Here is a 20,562-nt window from a genome sequence, read left to right as displayed (position 1 = left end):
ATGGCAGGATTAAGTCCTGTCCAGCCTGGTTTTATTGCCTCGTTTACTCTGAGTGTACAACACCGCAATTGTATAACTTTCCCCATACAAAAGGCACCGGAAAGAATGTTTCCGGTGCCCAAAGTAACCTTTTGTTCAGCGATCCTTCACTTTCAGCAGCCTTAAACCGTTCAATGTGACCAAAAGGGTCGCGCCCATATCTGCAAAAATGGCAATCCACAGAGTGAGCCATCCTGGTACAACCAGCACGAGTGCGGCCAATTTAATGCCGAGCGCGAAGAAAATATTTTGTTTAATGATCATAAGTGCTTTCCGGCTCAAGGATATCGTGAACGGAAGCTTTTTGAGATCATCACTCATCAAGGCGACATCCGCCGTTTCAAGAGCGGTATCTGTTCCCGCTCCCCCCATGGCAATTCCGACGGTTGATGCAGCGAGAGCCGGGGCATCGTTGACTCCGTCTCCCACCATCGCTACACGGCCATACTCGTTCCTCATTTTTTTCACTTCCGTGAGCTTATCCTCCGGAAGCAGTTCTGAGCGGATTTCATCCATTCCGAGGTACCTTCCGACTGCTTCCGCGGTCCTCCGGTTATCTCCCGTCAGCATGACCGTTTTCTGAATCCCAAGCTGATGCAGCTTTTGAACAGCTTCCACACTCGTTTCCCTCGCCTGATCGGCAATAGCGGCAACCGAGAGGATTTCGTCTTGTGTTCCGAACAGGATGACGGTATTGCCCTGTGTCTGGAGTTCTTCTATTTTATCCGGCAGTTCCAAAGCATGGCTCCATTCTTTAAAAAACGAAGGGCTCGCCGCCGCATACTCGGTTCCATGGATCCTGCCCCGTATCCCTTTTCCGGTCATGGAGACAAAATCCTCCACTGCAATCTCTTCAAATTCAACCGCATCTTCTTTCGCCTTCTTTATGACCGCTGCGGAAAGAGGATGCCGTGACATATGTTCCAGTGCGGCGAATAAAGGATACACCTTTTCCCGGTCCCCAAACATCTCAAGCATGGAAACAACTGGCTTGCCGGCGGTAAGGGTTCCGGTCTTATCAAACGCGACCGCCTTCAGCGAACCCATTTCTTCGAGATAGACCCCGCCTTTAATCAAGACCCCGTTTCGTGCCGCGTTCCCAATCGCCGTTACGATCGCAACCGGAGTCGAAACAACGAGAGCACATGGACAGCCGACAACAAGAACGGCGAGTCCCTGATAAACCCACGTACTCCAGTCCGCACCGGCGATGAGCGGAGGTCCGATCATCACAAGCAGGGAAATCAGCATGATTGCAGGTGTATAATATTTGGCAAATACATCCACGAAGGCCTGAGAAGGAGCTTTTTCACCTTGAGCTTCTTCGACAAGGTGAATGATTTTTGCAAGCGTCGTGTCTTCGGCTCTCTTGGTCACCTTGATTTCAAGAACCCCTTCTTCATTCAGGGTTCCGGCAAAAACTGAATCATCCGCTGTCTTTGGCACCGGCATCGACTCACCCGTAATCGCTGCCTGGTTGACGGCAGACATGCCGTTTAGGACAATTCCATCCATCGCGATTTTCTGGCCGGGTCTCACTACGAGAACATCGCCAACCTCGATGTCTTCAGCATCAATTGTCCACTCTTTCCCGTTTTTCTTGATCGTTGCCTGCTTAGGGGCAATGTCCATCAGAGAACGGATCGAGTTCCTTGCTTTATCCATCGAATACCTTTCCAGCGCTTCGCTGATGGCAAAAAGAATGACGACAATCGCACCTTCACTCCACTCTCCGATGATGGCTGCCCCAATGATCGCGATCGTCATGAGCGTTCTCATGTCAAAATCGAATCGAACCAGATTTTTCAGTCCGGTAATGAAAAGACCGTAGCCTCCGATCAGCATGGACGCAGCAAAGGCGGAAACCGATAAAACACTTCCCTCTCCAAGCTGCACCTGAAAAATGAAAGCCAGGAGAAGAACAGCCGCTGATAAAAGCAGCATAACATGCCGTTTCCAAAAAGGAAGCACCGGTTCTGCAGGGATGGCCGCCCTTCGATCATCTTTATGGACCTTTAAATTCTCAAATGCTCCTGCATGCTCAATCTCTTCTATGGAAGCCGTTCCGAAAACCGTCAGCTTCGAAGCCCCAAAATTTACTTTTGCGTCATGCACCCCGGTAATCGCCTGCACATTCCGTTCAAATTTGCCTGCACAGTGTGCGCATGTAAATCCCTGAACACGATAAACGTGCTGATCCTCGACCTTATCCACGTGCTGCCACCTCTTCCTGATGGGCAAAAGCAACCTCAATCAGCTGCCTCACATGGTCGTCATCCAATGCGTAATAGACCTGTTTTCCCTCTTTGCGAAAACGGGCAAGACCCAGGCTTTTCAATAATCTAAGATGGTGAGAGGCTGTTGCATTCGAAGAACCTGTAATTTCTGCCGCATCACAGACGCATAGTTCTCCTTCTATTAGAAGGGCATAGGCGATCTTCATCCTCGTTTCATCGGCCAGTGCTTTAAATAAATTGGCTACGGCTGCCGGATTCTTTTCCTGCAGAGCGCTTTTCATTCTCGTGCCTTTTTCCACTGTCTCACAAACGTCCGTACAAACATCCTTCGTTTCTTCCATCTCGGAATCCCCTCATTCAAACGTCTATTTGATTATTAATATATCGCTTACAGGTATTATAGTCAAATGGGCGTTTGAATGTTCAAAAAAAATAGAATAAGAGCACAAACAAGATGAGCAGAGGGACTGAGTCATAACAAGATGAATGATCTACAAAAACGAAGTCTGTTTCCATTCTTCTGCCCGTTGGCATAGAATACCTTTCTCGCAGCCATTGTTGTTTTATCATCAGGTAAGCCGTTCCATTACGCTGCAGACACTCGCTTTCCGAGCCTCCTCGGCTGCGTCTGCGGGGGCTCATCCTTTCCTCTGCATCCCGCAGGAGTCGAGTGCTTCCGCTTCATTCCACTCGTTTTAAAACATATACAAATCGCTATTGAAAATACAAACAAAACCCGAACGATAAGACGAGCGATTCACGAACCTCTCGCCTAATTGTTCGGGTTTATCATGGGCTTAAATACTTCTGTCACAGCCTCTTCTCATCGTATTCCAGTCAGCAAAAACCCGGCGTATGCAAGAAGGATGCCTCCTATATAGGTAATTGCCCCATAAATAAGAAATGCCCTGTATTTCTTCTCCATCACTTGCTTTGCCAGTTCAAGATTCATCGTAGAAAATGTCGTGAACCCGCCCAGGAATCCTGTCGCTGCGAGCAGATAGACCGTTTCTGAAGGCGTGACCCCCGCCAGACAGCCTATTAAAAAGGCCCCAGCCAAATTGACGAATAGCGTTCCATAAGGAAGGGCAGGGCCGTTCCATTTTTGACTGACGGCATATCTGGAGATGGCCCCGAGAAATCCCCCAATCGCTATGTAAAAATAAGAAATCACCGCTGCTCACGCCTTTCCAGCAGGACATTGCCCGCTCTGTATCCCGCAATCGCAAGAGCGAGTCCCAAAAGGCCGCTCACAGCGATATAAAGCAGAGCGAGATCAAAGCGGTTCCCTTCAAACAGCTGGACAGATTCCAGACTAAAAGCCGAAAACGTCGTATAAGACCCAATCAGGCCTGTACCGATTGGAGCCGCAAGATTTTTAGGAAATTGGTCCATTTTGAATACTCCTGCCGTTAAAAAGGCAAGCAGGAAGCATCCGGACATGTTGGCTATAAACGTTCCGGCGGGAAATCCTGAAATAGTTCCCGCCAGTCCGGTTAGGTATCTGAGAATGGCGCCTGCTGCTCCTGCAAGGCCGATGGCAATGTACTTCATGATTCCTCCGTGTTTTTCCATTTTTGTTACTAGTATAACCGATCATCCGGTCATAATCTTGATAAAATCCGCGATAAAATGGCGGTAATTGAACTGAAGAGCGATGTGCCTTTTGCTTCCGTCGTTTCTGCTCGAGTTCCTTAAATCCGCCACACTCGTTCCCCGTCCATCCTCACAAGTCAGAACGGAAACCTTCCGCTCCTTCGCAAAAAGGAGTCCCTCATTCATCATGTAATAGAATGGAAGCACATCATGGACCGGGGCCCCCTTCATCCCCGGATTCATTTTGCGGTAATAGGCCGCATAAAAATCGGTAACCGGAGGAATCAGTTCTTTAAAAACAGACCGGGAAGCTGTGTAAATATAGTTCGCTATTTCCCGTGTGACAAGGGCATGGTTCGTAATATTGAGAGGAGCGATAAAGACTTCTTTCGCATATTTGAGTACGACATTCACTGCGATGGGATCTCCGTGAAAATTTGCTTCCGCAAGCGGAGTAACATTTCCCGGCACATGAAAGGCCCCGCCCATCAGATAAATCTTGTTCACCCTCATCATAAGATCCCGATTCAGATTAAATGCTGCGGATAAAGAGGTGCTTCTCCCGACATCGATGATCGCCAAATCATTCAAATGATTCTTCACGATGCTGAAAAGGTGGGCGAATCCCTTATAATTTCCCTGGACCTGTTTCGGGGGCCGGATGGGCCCGAGACCGTCCGGACCATGAATTTCAGGGTAATATTGAGTGTTTTCACCGGAGAGCGGGAATTCCGCCCCTGAAATGATAGGAAGATCAGACCGTCCGGCAAGGCCCGCCAAATAAGCCGCGTTTACGGTCGCTTGCTCTTTTGATACATTTCCATAGCTTGTTACAATCCCGAGCAGATCAATGCCGGGATGCTGAAGGGCATAGATAATGGCAAGAGAATCATCAATTCCGGGATCGCAGAACAGCAGCACCTTCATTCCATCACCTCTATGCATTACGTATGAGGCGGGGCTGAAAAATAGAACGGCCGCACACAGGGATTTCGGATGTGCTTTCCGGAGTTTGCAGCAGCTCTTGTGAGGGTAAACAGAAAAACAGAAGGTCTGTTTACCTTCTGTTTTCCGGTTCTATATGGTTCCGGCTAATACCACTTTTCCCTGCGGAGCCGATAAATTCGGCTCATTTTCTACTGTAATGGCCACTGTATCCCAGTCAAGTTCTTCGTCTGATACCTTATAAACAAGAGCTCCGTTTCCTTTTTTGTCGGGAGTAAAATAACCGGCTGGAACAGGTTTTTCCCCTTTAATCAGCCATACCTGATACAATTCTCCGTCTTTAATTTCCGGAAGTCCGTCTGCCTGAAGAACCATAAGCTGCTCATCTTTTTCTTTTACAAAGGATGCCTTTGCACTAAGCGACTGATTTCCTTCCGTTGAGGCAAGCGCGACTTTTTTCTCAATCGCTTCACTCTGCACAAGCTGCTCTTCTTCTTTCTGATCGGACAGCTGAATGACATTGCCTGCGAGGGATACAACCAATCCGGCTGCCAAACCTCCTATTAAAAGAGCCTGGCTGCGTTTTGATTTTTTGACCTCTGGCTCATTCAGGGGTTTGTTCTTGCGGTAAGCTTCCAGCTCAGGAACTTCTTCTTGATTCAATCCGTTCTCTTCATATGCCGCTTCTAAAATCCGGCTCTTAAGATCTGGTGATGGCTCAACAGGATCTGAAAGATAAGGAAGGTCCTCGGTCAGCAAACGAAGTTCCGCAAGTTCTTCCCTGCACTCCCCGCATTCTTCCAAGTGCCGTTCAAATACAGCTTCTTCCTCTTTTGACATCATCCCGTTAAAATAATCGATTAAATGATTGCATTGCTCAGACTTCATAATCAGACCTCCCTCCTTTCTCCAATGTTTCTCTCAGATGCTTCAGCGCAAGTCTAATTCTCCCTTTCACTGTCCCAAGAGGCACCCCGCATTTGTCGGAAATTTTCTGCTGGCTGAACCCTTTAAAATAAAATAGATCAATTACTTTCTGCTGATCCCCGTTCAGCTGCGATACCGCCCGGCGGATCACTTCCCTGTCTTCTTTCCATTCCACTGCCTGATCCACCGGTTTTTCTTCGCTGATTAAAGAATCTTTCTCTATTAATTCATAATGCTCATGCTTCGCATTTTTTCTTATCATATCGATCGCCTTGTTCCGTGTAATTGTAAGCAGCCAAGAGGAGAACTTTCCTTTTGAGGTGTCGAAGGCGTGCGTTCCATTCCAGAGCTTGACGAATACGTCCTGCATGACTTCTTCTGCTAAACCGCGGTCTTTTGTTATTTTATAAGCAAAAGAAAAAAGCAATTTCTCGTATCGGTCATACAGCGTTTCAAAAGCCTGCTTATCTTTCACAGCAAGCCGTTCGTAGAGTTCTGCGTCATTGTTTTCGACCATAGTTATCTCCTTTAATTTAGGGGCTAATAAAAAAATATCATAGTTTATACCTAAAGTGGAAATGGAATGGTCTATATAGGTAACGTAAATACTTTATAAGCAGATCATTTTTCACAGAATTTTTTTTGATGTTTTCCATTTTGAGCAGATACAGGGAGTTCTAATCCGAGTTTGTGTATAATTATACTTACATATTTCTTCAAAAGTTTTTCTCTTCCTCATATCCTCTGGAAATCATTACTTACTATCCTGTATAAGCGTAAAGCCATTTTCTTTTCTGAAAGGGGAATGAAAGCAGCTTAGACTAAAGAGAGAAAGGTGTTCGATCCTTTTGAATTTTTCCATAGACAGTATCATCTTTGTATTGGCATTATTGCTGATCATCGGCGTGTTGACTGCCAAGTTCTCCAATCGCCTCGGACTGCCCGCACTTGTTTTTTTCGTCGCAGTCGGTATGGGCCTCGGCAGTTATGTGTATTTTGATAACGCAAAAATTACACAGCTATTTGGTATCTTAGCATTAATTATCATTATATTTGAAGGGGGCGTCCAAACCCGCTGGAAGGATCTGCGCAGCGTTCTTCGCCCCGCCGCTTCCCTTGCCACAGTCGGGGTGCTCGTGACCACGGCTGTTGCCGGGCTTTTTGCGAAATTCATCCTGGATTTAAGCTGGCTTGAAGGCCTTCTGTTTGGAGCGATCGTCGGTTCAACCGACGCTGCGGCTGTGTTCTCTGTGCTCGGGAGCAAGAATATCCGCAAAAAGCTGACCACGACCCTTGAAGCAGAATCAGGTTCCAATGACCCAATGGCGGTTTTCCTGACCGTTACACTGATTGAGATTATTCAGCATCCGGACACAAGCTTTCTTATTCTGATTCTGACCTTTTTCTGGGAAATGGGCTTTGGACTTGTCATGGGCTTCCTTGTCGGGAAAGGATCGGTTTGGCTGATCAATAAGATTGATTTTGATTCGTCCGGTCTTTATCCCGTTCTTACATTAGGGTTAGCTATCCTATCTTACGGAATCACCACGAGCCTTCATGCAAGCGGACTTCTGGCCGTCTTTGTCACAGCCGTCGTGATTGGAAACTCGCCGCTTACTTACCGGCACACCATCATCCGTTTCAATGAGGGCTTTGCATGGATGATGCAGATTTTAATGTTTATCCTGCTGGGGCTGCTTGCTTTCCCGAAACAGCTCATCGCCATTACCTGGCAGGGGCTGCTTCTAGCCTTCCTGCTTATGCTTGTCGCTCGGCCGCTTGGCGTTTTCATCAGTATGATGTTCAGCAAGTTTTCCTTCAGGGAAAAAATCTTTATTTCCTGGGCCGGATTAAGGGGAGCTGTGCCAATCGTATTGGCCACCTACCCGCTGATGGCCAATTTGGAAAATGACAATTTGATTTTCAATGTGGTTTTCTTCGTTGTCCTGCTCTCGGCTCTGCTTCAGGGCGCCACCATTTCGCCGCTCGCCAAAAAGCTGAAGCTGGAAGAAGGCGAAACGAAAGTGAAGAGCCACACATTGGAGCTTGTTTCTATCGGCAAAACAAGCAACGAATTGATTGAGCTTGAAATCCCTGCGGAAACTCCGTATGCCGGCATTGAACTGAAGAACATTGATCTTCCGACCGACACGCTGATTACGGGCGTAATCAGGGGGGAAAAGCTGATTACTCCACGCGGGGATACCATTCTTCAAGGGAAAGATACGCTTTACATTCTCGTTTCGAAAAAAAACCGGGACACGATTCAGCAGCTGTTCGAGGAAAAAGACACAGATTTTGCATTGGAAAAAGAGTAAATCTACAATCAAAACCCCAGGAATCCGGCGTTCCTGGGGTTTTTCATCTATTTTTTTATATGTCAATTTCCTTTAACACTTTCGCCGGATTTCCGCCCACCACGGTATTGGCAGGGACATCCTTCACAACAACGGCTCCTCCGGCAATCACCGCATTGTCCCCAATTGTAACACCGGGATTAATAACGGCTGCCCCGCCAATCCAGACATTATGGCCGATTGTAACCGGTTTTCCATACTCCTTTCCGCTATTTCGCTCATGCGGATGAAGCGGATGGGTCGCCGTGTAAATATGGACTCCCGGCCCAAGCATGCAGTTGTCTCCAAACCGAATCTCACACACATCCAGAAAGACGCAATCAAAATTAGCGAAAAATGCTTCTCCTGTATGGATATTGGATCCGTAATCGCAGCGGAAGGAAGGTTCAATCCAGATTTCCTTTCCTGTTGAACCAAACAGCTCTTTAATGACACGAACCCTCTCTTCCCCTTCTGTTTCCGTTGTTCCGTTAAGCAATCTCGTCAGCCTTCTGGCATGGATTCGCTCTTCAAGGAGCTGAGGATCACTCGGTATGTACATTTCTCCCGCCAGCATTTTCTCTTTTTCTGTTCTCATTTCCATCCTCCTTAAGTAAAGTACCCTGGTGAAACGTCATCTGCCAGCCCTGACTGGAGCGTCTCCAAATCGAGCTGCGCAAGGATGTACGTGATTGTGTCACATCCGTCATGGTATACATGGTCTGAACGAGATGCTCTCCTAAAAGACGGATTGAAAACTCCGAAAGCTTCATCACCGGAACAGCAAGACCATTAAGACAGTCCGTTTTATCTTTGATCAGCCCGGAGCTTGTAATCTCCATAAAATCATCCGCTAGAAGAAGGTCAAGCTCCTCTTTGGACTTACGGATCTCCGGCTGCAGCAAGCGTTCTTCCAATGCTTTCAAATGATTTTCCACGCTGTCATGCTCCACAAGGGCTTCCTCCTTTTTCATTCATTGTATCAAACTCTTTCACCAGGGGAGGACAAGAAATTTCGTTATCCTTTTTAAAACAGACCGGCTTAAATGAGCGGGAAGGCTTCTGAAGCTCTGACCTCTTAGAAAATCGAAAAGACAGACCATGTATTCCTGTCCAGTCAAAAAAAGACCGGGAATCACTTCCCGGTCTAAACAGCATCCTGCTGATCAATTTTTTTTACCATGCCGATAATGGCGTTTGCCAATTCATCGGTATTCCCTTCAAACATGTGAAAGTTTAACGACGACTGAAGGTGTACGAATTGCTCATGAAGTTCATCTATTTGGTTAAACTTTGCGGACCAATGAATGTCTGGTACAGCGGCAATGAATTTTCCGTTGGCGGTTTTGTGCAAAAATACTTCTGCTACCCGATTTCCCGATAGGTTCATTTCTTCGAATGCGGTTTTCATTTCCATCATTCCTATCTGTTCGAGGTTTTCCGAACGTTCGTTTCTATTATAACATACATCGGAACCCAGCATAACCCATATACGGAAATGGTAAACCTGTTTTCAGAAAAAAATAATCACTGCCAGGGCTGTCCTCATTCGCGCCGGCTGCTCTTAAAATGGTTCATTTTAGTTCGTATCTTTCAGCTGCTGCATTTTTTGAAACTTTCTGATCATGGTTGTCGTCTAATAGATAGAAATCTTTCTACCACTGAAGGAGCCTTCGAGAACTCCGGCAGGAAAATGGGAAAGCCCGTTTTTAGAGACAGAAAAATCGGGTAAAAAGTCCTTTCCCCCACTCCCAATGGCTAAAAATTCTCCACCTATCATTCTATTTTCCTATCTTTCTATAATTTTACAATAACCCCTTTATCTTTTTCGCCATTCATGATAAATTACATTTTAGTTAAATATATTACATTTACATTACAAAAATACATAATTCCGGGAGGAAAAAATGAAAAACAAAATGAAGTTTGGTCTTATTTCGGCTATCGCTCTATCAGCTTCCGTCTCATTCTCGGCGGATGCCGCTTCTTCTCCACTCTCAACAGCGACCGTGGCTGGCGAGCAATTAAAAAAGGCAACAGCCTCGTTTGTTCAGACAACGAACAAAGGAGACATTTATGCCATTGATGAAAATTATGATGCGTTTACAAAACGGCTCTCCTACACAGAATCCACAATCGGGAAAGTACCTGGTGCCGCGGTTCGCAAAAGTCTTAACGAGAAGTATGTAACGCCTGCCAAAAAAGCGAAAGAAAGAGTCATTTACGAAGTGTCTGAAGCGAGATTGCTTGGCGCTGTTTCAAAATCAACCATCTTCAACGCCGAAGATCAGGCAGTTCTGGACCTGCAAAAACTGGACCGCCTGAAAAACAGAGCAGCTGAAATCAAAGAGGATGGCGGATACGCAGATGTACCGGCTTCTGTGACAAAAGAATTAAGCTGGCTTGAGAACTATTTTGAAGCTGCAGCAGTGAATCCATTTTACACAAAAAATGAAAAAGTCGTCCTGCTTCTGGAAAACGATGCAAGCTCCAAACAGGCAACACTTGGCGGCATCAAAATCGGAGATCCTAGCCACAAAATCGAGCTTCTTTTTGGAAAACCTTATGTAGCATTCGGAAACCAAGCCTGGGAATACGACTTCAGCGAAACCGTATACGGCGGCGAAAAAATCGCCATCGATTTTAAAAACGGCATGAACGTATCCGGATTGTTTTACACGGCTAAATCGGATAAAAGCGCATCGTTCTCAAAAGAATTGATCGCTGAATACCCTGGTGACCTGTATCAGTCAACTGATGCATTCAACAAAGAACTGAAAATCGATTCCCTCTATGTACTTAGCGGAACGGGAAAAGACTTTGTCTACCTGGAAAACAGCAAAGATGTGAAAACCGGAACATATGTCAATGACTACGCAATCCAGGATAAAAACAGCGTAACCTTCATCAATGTAAACTCAACGGAAGATTTTACAAGGGTTACAAAATAAAGCCATCCATTCGCATGCTAAACGAATTACCTGTATACTGGAATAAATAAAGAATATCCTAAATAAGACCGCCTGGTGATTGCACACCAGACGGCCCATTAATAGAAAGGTTCCCTGCAAGGGGGATCGGTCAAAACGAAGATAATCCACCCGCCGAGCCGTCAACTCAAGGGTGGATTATTTTTTATGGTTAAACGCCAAAATGGCAATCACAAGATTCGCAAACGAAACCGCAAACATCAGCGCCTGAAAAACCGTTATAGGCATCACCCCCTTTCACCGGGAGTGTACCGTCCACCCTTGAGTCCCCTATTCTATTGTTTTTTATTATAGCATAGGGGTTAGGCACCGCAGCTGCGCACTACATGCACGCCCGACAGCGTGACAGAATGGTTTGAAGCGGAATGATTAGGCTGAATGTCTGATATCCTCGACTAAGTGTCTGATTTCCCGCTCTCGACCAGCGATTTTCCTTAAAAGTCCGATCTATACAGACGTGACCTCATGGATAGCAGAAAATAGATCGTGATTCCTTCCATCCTTGAAGAAGGATAACTTGCCTTTTAGACGAATATGTAAAAGGACTTTATCCGGCATTAACAATTCATTTTGGAGGGATTAGGATGAGTGCTAACATCAGCAAGGTATTTATTAATCTGCCTGTAAAGGATCTGGATCAAACCGTTGAATTTTTTACGAAGCTTGGATTCGAATTTAATCCTCATTTCACAGACAAAAACGCCACTTGCATGATTATTAATGAGTACTCCTATGTGATGCTTCTTGTAGAAGATTATTTTAAGACCTTTACGAAAAAAGACATCTCGGATTCAGCAAAAAGCACAGAAGTGATTGTCGCTCTTGCTGCGGAAAGCAGAGAGCATGTTGATGAAATCGTAAACAAAGCTCTCGATGCAGGCGGTAAGTCTTCAAATGACCCGATCGATCACGGGTTTATGTATGGATGGAGTTTCCAGGACGTGAACGATCATCTGTGGGAAGTATTTTATATGGATGAAACGGCTGTGCCCGGGCAATAGCTGTTTGTTTGGAAAATAGGGTAAAATACAATTCCATCTTTCCCCCAAAATAGCCTCCTTTCAAGAGCAGGCTATTTTTTGCAGCCTTTCAATCACCGCAAATACTTTACGAAAAGCAGGTTAATTTTATGAAATGGTCTAGATTTAAGATTTTACATCTTTTAAGCATGCTTACAACTGCTGTGCTTGCCTGCATCCCTAATGGAATAGGAAGTGATCATGCTGAAAAACATTTTGGCTTTCCTGCTCAAGTGATCGGTTTATATGGGGATGGTTATTTTAGTTTTGAAATGCTTGGACTAATTTTCAATTATTGCGTCGTCTATTTCGCCTATTTCTTGATCATAAAAATCATAAATAAAGTCTCAGCAAATAAATCGCTGGGTCGTTAGTGCCTTATTTGCTAAGGGTCTATCACTTAATAACTTCTCCCTATTCAGCCTCTAGTTGCCCGACTGCTTTCACATACTTTATAAGCTTATAGTCTTTGACTCCATTACTCTTATTAATAACGGGACTTTCGAACCGATATAAACTAAGAAGATTGACATAAGGGGGCATACTATGAGCATTTATCCATTCTCAGCCAAAGCAATGAACGGAACCGAAATTTCACTTGAAGACTACAAAGGAAAAGTCGTCCTGATTGTCAATACAGCCAGCCAATGCGGATTCACCTTTCAGTACGAGGATCTTCAGCGCCTTTATGACCGCTACAAATCAAAGGACTTTGTCATTTTAGGGTTTCCATCCAATCAGTTTGCTGATCAGGAACCGGATGATAATGACCGGATTCAAACCTTCTGTACCCTTCGCTATGGTGTATCCTTTCCAATGTTTCAAAAGGTAAAAGTCCGTGATGAAGGAGCACACCCGCTGTTCGATTATTTAGTATCCAACTTGCCTTTTGAAGGCTTTAACCATTTTCACCCTGTAGCGAAAGTGTTAATTCCTCTCATAAATGAACGGCATCCGGAATACTTATTCGGCGACTCCGTCAAGTGGAATTTCACTAAGTTTCTGATTGATCAAAATGGCCAGCCGGTCAAACGGTTTGAAGCAACAACCGATCCATTGGATATGGAACAGGATATTGAGAGATTGCTGAATATATAAAGAAACATCCGCTCTATGGTGAGCGGATGTTTTTTTTCACTTTGTTCTAATCAATTTAACAGAATCCGTATCGAGTGTCTTGCCGCCTTTTCCTGCAGTGATTCCAAGCTTCAGGACCTCAGGTTCAGCTACGGTAATCTGCTGGATTTCAACCGTTCCCCATTCTCCGTTTGAAGGGATGGCTCTTGCGGATTTCCGGCCCTGTCCCTTTACAAAAATTTCTGCCTGGCGCCCGTGATTTCTAACCTTTGCCTGCACGGTATAGGTTCCCGGTTCAACTGCGGCATACTGCCACATTTCGGATGGGCCGGATTGGCGGATGAATGCTGCTTTTTTATGATTCACCCATTGGGCAGCCGGGAGATTTGTGAAGGACCAGTTTTTCATTCCGAGATGAAAGTCTCCGTTTTGAAGGATGGATGGCTGATCGGCTTCCGGCGCGTCTTTCGTTACCGTCACGTCATCGAGCTGGAAGGACGTATTTTTGGGAACGTTCATATAAAAACCGATATCCAGTTCACCGCTTGTTACCTCTGCTTTTTGAGATATCTCCTTCCAGGCAAATTCAGGCTGTTCCGGTTTCAAATCAAGATTTGTTTCCTTAACCCCTTGCCCTTTCAATTCCATGCGGGCTGTGTATCCTGAAAAATCAGGGTGGTCAAAAGGCTGGAGCTTCACCCATGCTTTTACATCGTACGTTCCGTTTTCCAGTCCTGAAAGCTTTTGATGGATACGGGCTTCGTAAGGCTCTGACTTAAAGAAATAATGCTTGAATCCAGTATGGGCATCACTCGTGTCCACTCCTGCTGCGGCTCCGTTTGGATTCCATAGTTCCCATCCTGTATGATCCCCTGTCTCGAATCCTCCATTAACAAGGGCTCCCGGGTCCTCTCCCAGTGAGATAGAATCGATCCGGAGTTCTCCTTGATCTCTGTCCCCGTTTTCCAATGTGATCAGGTTTTCCCCTTCTTTTAGATTCACCTTTACGAACTGTTTGCCCCATTTTTCCCAATCGCCGAGAGGCTTGAATAGCATGTTCTGCTTTTCTCCGTTCACAATCAGTGTTTTGGAAACCGCCTTGTCTGCCCCATTTGCGTAGTTAACCGCAACCATTTGTTCCCCGCTCTCAGGAACAGATACGGGAATCGTCATACTTGCGCCCGGTTTATCCAGATTTTCAATAAAGCCAAATCCTTTAAAATCCAGACTGATGTTGTTAAAGGATGCACCGTTTTGGAAGGACGCCACCTCTGCCTCATACGTTTTTCCCGCCGTTTTCGGAATCACCTTTATGACGGCAGCGTCATGGGGCTGGAGCTTCACGCTGTAGCCTTTTTTGTATCCAAGATCCTTGTGTTTCCATATATCCCGGACCATAGCTTCCTCCTTGAATCCAAGCACGTCCTGAAAATCAATACTTAGGCTTTTCGCATAATCCGAGCGATTGAAAAGACCGACAGCCCAGCTTCCATCCGGCAGCTGTCCCACCCACCGCTCGCTGTCCCTTGAGTTGTATTTATAGTGGGCATTGCTTTTAAAAATCGGTTTTCCCGCAAATCCAAGCTTATTAAATTCCAATAGCTCGGGGTTCTGATAGTATTTTGCGCTGCTTCCGATTGTATCAGCCTGGTCTGCAATCGCCATCGGAGATCCGGCCATTGTAAATAACGAGACGGCCGTTTTCCGTTCATTTTTTGCATAGTCTCCTTTAAATGTATTCATCCTTAAGAAATCACCATCCAGAATCATCGCATTCCTTCCGGAGATATCTGCAAAACCGGTAAAGCCCTGAAACGCGTTCGCCCATTGCGACCACGTATCGGTCCAGCCCTGCCTTCTTCCGCTTATATGATCCCATCCTCCATTAAACACATCTTCATCAATCCGGACCATATCACCATATTTCAGCTCCACTTTCCCGTGTTCCTTCAAATGCGGCATAACGAGACTCAGCGTCATGTCTTTTCCTGCTGCTTCCTCCATCCACTTCAAAGCCGTTTCATAATTCTCACGGCCATGAGCCATTCCAACATTGCCGACGTTTTTATCGGTTCCCGTTTCGTACCAGGATAGAAAGTCCACTCTTAAAAAGTCTGCTCCCTGTTCTTTAAAGTAGTTGACGTACCCCTGGATGTATTCCTTAGCCCCATCCTTCGTTACATCCACCCAGTAAAGTGAATTGGGCTGTCCGCCGTTAAAGCGGTCATCGGTATTCACAATATCTTTAATTTTGATATCCGGCCGGCCAATAACGGTTGCCTGTTCATTTTCTGCAGCTGCCGGTGTGACCCAAAGAGGGTTATAATAAATTCCGAGCTTCATATTTTTGGAGTGGATGTAGTCCCCCCAGTATTTCCAATTATGCTCCCAAGAGTCGTTATGAGAGAGGATGTATCCGTTCTCCGTATGCTTCGTTGACCCCTCAATCCACCCGTCGGTTGAAACCATATCATATCCATAGGGCTGAAAATTCTTCGCCATCCAGTCAATATTTTGCTTCCATCGGTCCTCCGGCAGAAAGCTGTTGTTCGTAAATTGATGTTCATACGAAATCCAGTATAGCGGGCCCGATCCTTTTTGGGTGGCGGTGCTTTCTCTTGCTGCGGCATCCTGCGTATTCAAAACCCCGATACTTAATGCAGCAGCTGATGCCAGTGCGAAACGCTTCCATCTTTTATCCACGTTCTCATTCCTCCTATATTCAGCTGAAAAGCTCACTTTTTTTATAAATAGGCGGGGCAAATAAATGGTTAATGGCAAAAAGAGAAGCTCCTTTCAGCCATGCGTCATCCCCGAGCCGGGAAACAAAAACCGGCGTAGACAAACCTGCTTTTCCAAAGAAATTTTCATTCGCTTTTTCCAGTGCATACGGCAGGAAAAATCTTTCTGCTTTCACCCCTTCGCCAATTAAGATGATGGCTTCCGGATTTAACAGGTTGATTAGATTCAGCAGCCCGAATCCCGCATTCTCTCCGAGCTCTTTAAACAAATCCAATGCCAGCCTGTCTCCCAAGCCGGCTTGATGGTATACCTCATCGAAAGTAAAGCTGTGAAGCGGACTTTCCGGATACTCCCGTTTTGTTTCAGGTCCCGCAATTTGAAAAAAACGTTCTGAGGCGTACATTTCAAGACAGCCCCTCTGGCCGCAATGGCACTGGTATCCATTCGGATAGAGGATGGTGTGCCCCACTTCTCCCGCTCCTCCGTGATGCCCTGTATACAGGTTTTGTCCAAAGGAAAACGACGCTCCAATGCCGGCACCAATCGAGAGGCATATGAAACTCGTAAACCGGGAGCCGAATCCAAATTCTTTTTCCGCTAATGTGTAAGCGTTTACATTGTTTGATAAAAAAATAGGAGTATGAAAATGATCCTGAATAGGAGTACAGACATCCGCATTTTCCCAGCCGAGAAGAGTCGAACGGATAATCTTGCCTTCCTTGTCGCTGATCAGCCCGGATGACACGATGCTGATTCCAAGAAACCGGTCCTGAGATAAACGCAGCTGCTCCAGTGCCGATGCCAGTGACCGGATAAGCAGTGTCATGACCTCTTTTACTGATGCTCCGGGTTCAAACGATTGCTCCGTTTTTAATAGAATCTCTGATGCAAGATTTGTAATGGACAGAATCAGCCTTGATTCTTCCAATTTAATAGCCGCTGTAAAGCCGTAGTTCTGATTGAATCGGAGTAAAACCCCCTTCCTTCCTCCCGTCGAAACAGCTTCTCCTTTCTCGTAAATAAGGTCCGCTTCCATGAGCCGGTCCACGATCGACGTAACGGTGGACAGGCCCAGATCAGCCCTTTTAGACACATCCGTACGGCTGAGCGGCTCGTAAAGACGAACCGTTTCCAATACGAGATTCCGGTTAATATCCTTTATTAACTCTTTATTGCCAATCCTCATAATCTCTTCCTCTATCTTCCATTTTCTATAATGTAACTTACTTCGTTCAGTGAAACAAGTATATTTTTTGAATAATCGCAATAATGAATCATTATACCTTTACTGATTCTTTTTACGGGACTTTCCCACTAAAAAACACCATAGCAAAAGACTGCCCGAAAGCAGTCTCTGAACTTTAATATACCTTCACACCCTCATCCAGGCTGATCTTTTTTTCTTCCTGCGACAGAAATTCAAACCATCTTTTTCTGAAGGCGATTTGCGGGCCATCTGCGTAAACGTGCGCCTCCATCCGGAGTGCTTCGGGAATCGGTCTCGGGTGCTGGCTTTCCACAACGGATTTGTCTTCGTCGAGGATTTTCAGGCTGTATTTTGAAAAAACCCGATCCATAAAGGGCACCTTTTTCGCGAATGTTCTCCCGGCATAGCCGAAAATCATCGTTTCTTCCTCATCTACAGGTGTAAACGTCACATAGTTAATAAAGGCATGTTTCGTGTCATGGGCGGGCCTTAAAATCCATTGCTGAGGAAACCGGTATTCAAGAAGACCGCCTCCGTTTTGAATCATAATGCTGTCCCCTTCGTGAGTGTAGGGAAGATCGTGAAAGACGGTATTCGAGTTCCGGCCGATTGTTTTTTTATGAACGAAGGACAAATGAGCGACGTCCAGGACACTTTCGACAGCCCTTGTTAAATGGGCATCCCAATGAGCCTTGTAAGGAGAGAGACGGTACCTGCTCTCCTTGATGTCCGGAATGACTTGAAAATCAGGAACTTCCTCTGCTTCATAATCGGGATACACCCAAATGAGGCCGGCTTCCTCCGTCACCGGAAATGCCGCCGTATGGGCAAATTTCGGGATTGGTTTATCCGGCTGGGACGGAATTTCTGAACACGTTCCGTCTCCGTCAAACTTCCAGCCATGATAGGCACACATGAGCTCTCCGTTTTTCACACAGCCAAGTGACAGATCGGCCCCTCTGTGCGGGCAAAACGCATGCAGCGCCTTCACCTCGCCTTGCTGGTCGCGGTAGAGCACCATTTCCCGGCCGATGACCTTTTTTCTGACCGGCTTTTTTGTCAGCTCAGATGAATAAGCGACCGCATACCATGCCGAGGGGAAAACGCGGTTGATGTTCTCCTCCATTTTTCCATCCTCCCTTGCCATTCTCCTTTTCCTATCATCTTACGCCTATTGGGCGGGAATGAGAAATATCAATAGGCGGACGCCATTTGAAATAAAAAATTCAGGATCCCCTTCATCCAGGTTCTCTAAAAACACGCTCCGTCTATAGCCTGCTGCCTCAAAAACCTTTAGCATCGCCGTATTGGACTGGTTGGTTGACGAGAACACCTTAACTGTGGGAGAAAACGTTTTAGATTGCTTCAGCAGACGGGAGGCATTACCTTTTCGCCTTAGAGATGGGGCGATGACTAGCAATGAAATAAAACTGCAATTTTAAAAAGGAACATGGAAAAGAAGGAAGCCTGCTATCTCACCCTGTTCAGGCAGCGCTTTTCCTGAATGGCCTGTCCGATAAGCCCGGCTCTGTTCATCATTCCGGTCGCCCGCTGATCGAGACTCACAATAGCTGATGACTGACATAGGTCTGGAAGGGGCATATCATTAGGGCACCTATGTAAAAATACACATGGACACCGAGTCCATGTGCTTATTATTCTCTTCTTTTCTTCCCATCCCTTTATAGCGTTTTATAGGTATGAAACATATCCTTGCTGTCCGGCACATTTTCTAAATAAACAATCTTGCCGTGCTCATTCACTTTTGCTATGTCCTTGCCCGTTTGAGTGAACACCCGCCCTGATGAATGCTTTCCGCATACCGCCCATTGGGTTTCGTAATGATCAGCACCCTCTGCTTTTTTCCAGCCTTCATACATATGTTTAATATCGCTGTTTTCGGTAAACACCAACTTCATAAACAGCTTCCAGTTTTCAATACCGGACTTCTTGTCCCCATTTAAAACGAAAACCATGTCATCTGAAAAAAGAGCATTCAATTCTTCCATTGCCTTTTCACTCGTTCTGGACTGATCAAATAAGTCAAAATATTTATCTAAGTTTTCCATGTTTCATCCTCCTATTTTAGACCACCATTTTTTCATGAATGGCCGCACGCAAATTTACGATGCTTTCCTTAGGGCATTTTTTGTGAATCTCTTCATTGAGGGATCCGATTGTTTCACGGTTTAATATTGATTTCCATGATGATTCAGCCTCTCCCATTAAATTGGACAGCAAGTCGATTTCTTTATCCTGAATATTAAGCATGTCATGAAAGATTCCGGTTGATGAATAAAGGGACTGCTTTCCTTCAATCGCCATGTACACATCATAGATTGCAATATCCTCCGGTTTTCTTTTTAAACGGAAGCCGCCCTTCTTACCGGGAACAGAAGCAATCAAATCTGCACTGACCAGCTTTCTGAGCAGTTTTTGAAAATAGGTCGGCGATCCTCCCAGTTGGCCGCTTATGACTTCTCCAGGCAATACCGCTTTTTCAGGTAAGAAAGTCAGCATAAGAATTGCGTATACGGCCTGTTCCACTCCGGTTTTCATTTGCAAAGGATCCATCTCCATTCCTAATCAACGAAGTATAAAGTGGATATTTATTATCCACTTTATACACATTACTCTATTTCTCTCGTAAAACAAATACATATACTCTACTTTCCTTGAGGTAATTCCACCTTTTAAGCAGGCTCTGATAACGATTCAGGATCTCCCGGTTAAAACGGACACATACAGGAGGAACGGAACTCCTGCTGTCTCATCGCAGATAATATGTTTAAAAAGTTGGTAAAAGGGGGAACCGCTCATATCTTTCCTGGCCAAAAACATGTAAAATAGAAAAAAGGAACATTGCATTCTGCCTTTTAGCCAAGCAAGAACAGGAGGCGTTTACATGAAAGAACGGAAAAAGAAAGAAATCTGGTCCTGGCTCAGCAGTATTTTAGCCGCTGTCATTGTCGCCATGATTTGCCAGCAGTTTATTTTTACCCCCGTCATGGTGAAAGGAAAGTCCATGATGCCGACTTTTGAAAGCGATAACCAGATTATCGTATCCAAAATCAGCAGGATCGAGCGCTTTGATATGATCGTTTTCCACTCGCCGATCTCCAAAGACAATTACATCAAGCGGGTCATCGGACTTCCAGGCGACACGGTCCAAATTAAAAATGATGTCTTAACCATCAACGGTAAAATATATAAAGAGCCTTATTTAGAACAAAATAAAAGCATTCTTGTTCCACGCGAAAACCTGACGGAAAACCTGACAATCAGGGTTCCCGCCGGATCCTACTATGTAATGGGGGATAACCGCCGCGACAGCATGGACAGCCGTGTATTCGGCTGCATCTCCAAAAAGTCAGTCATCGGGGAAGCCAAATTCAGATTTTCTCCTATTGAACGGATGGGAACATTGAATTAATAAAAAGAGAGGCA

21 protein-coding genes are annotated in these 20,562 nt (G+C 45.5%); 6 read left to right on the top strand and 15 right to left on the bottom strand.

Annotation, left to right across the window (positions count from 1 at the left end; genetic code table 11):
- Positions 1-135 precede the first annotated feature (135 nt).
- From CEF21_RS07260 to CEF21_RS07230, 7 genes are all read right to left on the bottom strand, one after another.
- Complete coding sequence (locus CEF21_RS07260) at positions 136-2,253, bottom strand: heavy metal translocating P-type ATPase (protein ID WP_123914602.1); 2,118 nt, start codon at positions 2,251-2,253, stop codon at positions 136-138.
- A complete protein-coding gene (locus tag CEF21_RS07255; protein WP_123914600.1) occupies positions 2,246-2,617 on the bottom strand; it encodes an ArsR/SmtB family transcription factor in 372 nt (123 codons plus the stop codon). The genes CEF21_RS07260 and CEF21_RS07255 overlap by 8 nt, the downstream gene beginning before the upstream one ends.
- Positions 2,618-3,099: 482 nt before the next feature.
- On the bottom strand, positions 3,100-3,450 hold the full coding sequence (locus tag CEF21_RS07250; protein ID WP_123914598.1) for a fluoride efflux transporter FluC: 351 nt from the start codon (positions 3,448-3,450) through the stop codon (positions 3,100-3,102).
- On the bottom strand, positions 3,447-3,830 hold the full coding sequence (locus CEF21_RS07245) for a fluoride efflux transporter FluC (protein ID WP_164462116.1): 384 nt from the start codon (positions 3,828-3,830) through the stop codon (positions 3,447-3,449). Before CEF21_RS07245 ends, CEF21_RS07250 begins: the two co-directional genes overlap by 4 nt.
- 42 nt (positions 3,831-3,872) lie before the next feature.
- Positions 3,873-4,799, bottom strand: a complete 927-nt coding sequence (locus CEF21_RS07240; RefSeq protein WP_123914594.1) for a nucleoside hydrolase — start codon at positions 4,797-4,799, stop codon at positions 3,873-3,875.
- Between the two features lie 150 nt (positions 4,800-4,949).
- Complete coding sequence (locus CEF21_RS07235; RefSeq protein ID WP_123920034.1) at positions 4,950-5,705, bottom strand: anti-sigma factor; 756 nt, start codon at positions 5,703-5,705, stop codon at positions 4,950-4,952.
- Positions 5,695-6,261 carry an RNA polymerase sigma factor gene (locus CEF21_RS07230; RefSeq protein ID WP_123914592.1) on the bottom strand — a complete coding sequence of 189 codons (567 nt, stop codon included), beginning with the start codon at positions 6,259-6,261 and terminating at the stop codon, positions 5,695-5,697. Before CEF21_RS07230 ends, CEF21_RS07235 begins: the two co-directional genes overlap by 11 nt.
- Positions 6,262-6,592: 331 nt before the next feature.
- Between CEF21_RS07230 and CEF21_RS07225 the strand changes: the two genes are divergently transcribed.
- Entirely contained in the window at positions 6,593-8,062 is a 1,470-nt protein-coding gene (locus CEF21_RS07225; protein ID WP_123914590.1) for a potassium/proton antiporter, read from the top strand.
- Positions 8,063-8,117: 55 nt separating this feature from the next.
- Here the strand turns inward: CEF21_RS07225 and CEF21_RS07220 are convergent, their stop codons facing one another.
- The 3 genes from CEF21_RS07220 to CEF21_RS07210 all read right to left on the bottom strand — a co-directional run bounded on the left by CEF21_RS07220 (position 8,118) and on the right by CEF21_RS07210 (position 9,491).
- On the bottom strand, positions 8,118-8,678 hold the full coding sequence (locus CEF21_RS07220; RefSeq protein ID WP_123914588.1) for a maltose acetyltransferase domain-containing protein: 561 nt from the start codon (positions 8,676-8,678) through the stop codon (positions 8,118-8,120).
- Entirely contained in the window at positions 8,626-9,033 is a 408-nt protein-coding gene (locus CEF21_RS07215; RefSeq protein ID WP_164462115.1) for a nuclear transport factor 2 family protein, read from the bottom strand. Before CEF21_RS07215 ends, CEF21_RS07220 begins: the two co-directional genes overlap by 53 nt.
- Before the next feature lie 194 nt (positions 9,034-9,227).
- Positions 9,228-9,491, bottom strand: coding sequence for a YueH family protein (locus CEF21_RS07210; protein WP_123914584.1), 264 nt, complete (start codon positions 9,489-9,491; stop codon positions 9,228-9,230).
- Positions 9,492-9,987: 496 nt separating this feature from the next.
- Here CEF21_RS07210 and CEF21_RS07205 point away from each other — a divergent pair, with 496 nt between their 5' ends.
- The 4 genes from CEF21_RS07205 to CEF21_RS07190 all read left to right on the top strand — a co-directional run bounded on the left by CEF21_RS07205 (position 9,988) and on the right by CEF21_RS07190 (position 13,187).
- Complete coding sequence (locus CEF21_RS07205) at positions 9,988-11,031, top strand: hypothetical protein (RefSeq protein ID WP_123914582.1); 1,044 nt, start codon at positions 9,988-9,990, stop codon at positions 11,029-11,031.
- A 623-nt stretch (positions 11,032-11,654) separates the two neighbouring features.
- Complete coding sequence (locus tag CEF21_RS07200; protein WP_123914580.1) at positions 11,655-12,071, top strand: VOC family protein; 417 nt, start codon at positions 11,655-11,657, stop codon at positions 12,069-12,071.
- A 128-nt stretch (positions 12,072-12,199) separates the two neighbouring features.
- Positions 12,200-12,463 carry a hypothetical protein gene (locus CEF21_RS07195; protein ID WP_123914577.1) on the top strand — a complete coding sequence of 88 codons (264 nt, stop codon included), beginning with the start codon at positions 12,200-12,202 and terminating at the stop codon, positions 12,461-12,463.
- A gap of 172 nt (positions 12,464-12,635) precedes the next feature.
- Positions 12,636-13,187 (top strand): glutathione peroxidase, encoded by a 552-nt coding sequence (locus tag CEF21_RS07190; protein WP_123914575.1) that lies wholly within the window; start codon positions 12,636-12,638, stop codon positions 13,185-13,187.
- 36 nt (positions 13,188-13,223) lie between these two features.
- Here the strand turns inward: CEF21_RS07190 and CEF21_RS07185 are convergent, their stop codons facing one another.
- The 5 genes from CEF21_RS07185 to CEF21_RS07165 all read right to left on the bottom strand — a co-directional run bounded on the left by CEF21_RS07185 (position 13,224) and on the right by CEF21_RS07165 (position 19,680).
- Positions 13,224-15,869, bottom strand: coding sequence for a CBM35 domain-containing protein (locus CEF21_RS07185; protein ID WP_123914573.1), 2,646 nt, complete (start codon positions 15,867-15,869; stop codon positions 13,224-13,226).
- A 19-nt stretch (positions 15,870-15,888) separates the two neighbouring features.
- The gene (locus tag CEF21_RS07180) at positions 15,889-17,094 is read right to left on the bottom strand and encodes an ROK family protein (RefSeq protein WP_123914571.1); all 1,206 of its coding nucleotides are present in this window, start codon (positions 17,092-17,094) and stop codon (positions 15,889-15,891) included.
- 175 nt (positions 17,095-17,269) lie between these two features.
- On the bottom strand, positions 17,270-18,241 hold the full coding sequence (locus CEF21_RS07175) for an aromatic ring-hydroxylating oxygenase subunit alpha (RefSeq protein WP_123914569.1): 972 nt from the start codon (positions 18,239-18,241) through the stop codon (positions 17,270-17,272).
- 556 nt (positions 18,242-18,797) lie between these two features.
- Positions 18,798-19,184, bottom strand: coding sequence for a nuclear transport factor 2 family protein (locus CEF21_RS07170; RefSeq protein ID WP_123914567.1), 387 nt, complete (start codon positions 19,182-19,184; stop codon positions 18,798-18,800).
- 16 nt (positions 19,185-19,200) lie between these two features.
- Positions 19,201-19,680, bottom strand: coding sequence for an RrF2 family transcriptional regulator (locus CEF21_RS07165; protein ID WP_123914565.1), 480 nt, complete (start codon positions 19,678-19,680; stop codon positions 19,201-19,203).
- 340 nt (positions 19,681-20,020) lie between these two features.
- Between CEF21_RS07165 and lepB the strand changes: the two genes are divergently transcribed.
- Positions 20,021-20,548: a signal peptidase I gene (gene lepB, locus CEF21_RS07160; protein ID WP_123914563.1), complete on the top strand. Its 528-nt coding sequence runs from the start codon at positions 20,021-20,023 to the stop codon at positions 20,546-20,548.
- Positions 20,549-20,562: the final 14 nt, after the last annotated feature.

It is taken from the genome of Bacillus sp. FJAT-42376 (genome assembly GCF_003816055.1).
GTDB lineage: Bacteria > Bacillota > Bacilli > Bacillales > Bacillaceae > Metabacillus_B.
Note: the sequence above shows the minus strand (reverse complement) of the source record. Positions and strands in the feature narration are given on the sequence as shown.

What these genes read in the sequence shown, in the direction of transcription:
- CEF21_RS07255 (WP_123914600.1), bottom strand. Translation starts at nt 2,617, where the DNA reads ATGGAAGAAACGAAGGATGTTTGTACGGACGTTTGTGAGACAGTGGAA.
- CEF21_RS07245 (WP_164462116.1), bottom strand. Translation starts at nt 3,830, where the DNA reads ATGAAGTACATTGCCATCGGCCTTGCAGGAGCAGCAGGCGCCATTCTC.
- CEF21_RS07240 (WP_123914594.1), bottom strand. Translation starts at nt 4,799, where the DNA reads ATGAAGGTGCTGCTGTTCTGCGATCCCGGAATTGATGATTCTCTTGCC.
- CEF21_RS07235 (WP_123920034.1), bottom strand. Translation starts at nt 5,705, where the DNA reads ATGAAGTCTGAGCAATGCAATCATTTAATCGATTATTTTAACGGGATG.
- CEF21_RS07230 (WP_123914592.1), bottom strand. Translation starts at nt 6,261, where the DNA reads ATGGTCGAAAACAATGACGCAGAACTCTACGAACGGCTTGCTGTGAAA.
- CEF21_RS07220 (WP_123914588.1), bottom strand. Translation starts at nt 8,678, where the DNA reads ATGAGAACAGAAAAAGAGAAAATGCTGGCGGGAGAAATGTACATACCG.
- CEF21_RS07210 (WP_123914584.1), bottom strand. Translation starts at nt 9,491, where the DNA reads ATGAAAACCGCATTCGAAGAAATGAACCTATCGGGAAATCGGGTAGCA.
- CEF21_RS07205 (WP_123914582.1), top strand. Translation starts at nt 9,988, where the DNA reads ATGAAAAACAAAATGAAGTTTGGTCTTATTTCGGCTATCGCTCTATCA.
- CEF21_RS07200 (WP_123914580.1), top strand. Translation starts at nt 11,655, where the DNA reads ATGAGTGCTAACATCAGCAAGGTATTTATTAATCTGCCTGTAAAGGAT.
- CEF21_RS07195 (WP_123914577.1), top strand. Translation starts at nt 12,200, where the DNA reads ATGAAATGGTCTAGATTTAAGATTTTACATCTTTTAAGCATGCTTACA.
- CEF21_RS07190 (WP_123914575.1), top strand. Translation starts at nt 12,636, where the DNA reads ATGAGCATTTATCCATTCTCAGCCAAAGCAATGAACGGAACCGAAATT.
- CEF21_RS07180 (WP_123914571.1), bottom strand. Translation starts at nt 17,094, where the DNA reads ATGAGGATTGGCAATAAAGAGTTAATAAAGGATATTAACCGGAATCTC.
- CEF21_RS07175 (WP_123914569.1), bottom strand. Translation starts at nt 18,241, where the DNA reads ATGGAGGAGAACATCAACCGCGTTTTCCCCTCGGCATGGTATGCGGTC.
- CEF21_RS07170 (WP_123914567.1), bottom strand. Translation starts at nt 19,184, where the DNA reads ATGGAAAACTTAGATAAATATTTTGACTTATTTGATCAGTCCAGAACG.
- lepB (WP_123914563.1), top strand. Translation starts at nt 20,021, where the DNA reads ATGAAAGAACGGAAAAAGAAAGAAATCTGGTCCTGGCTCAGCAGTATT.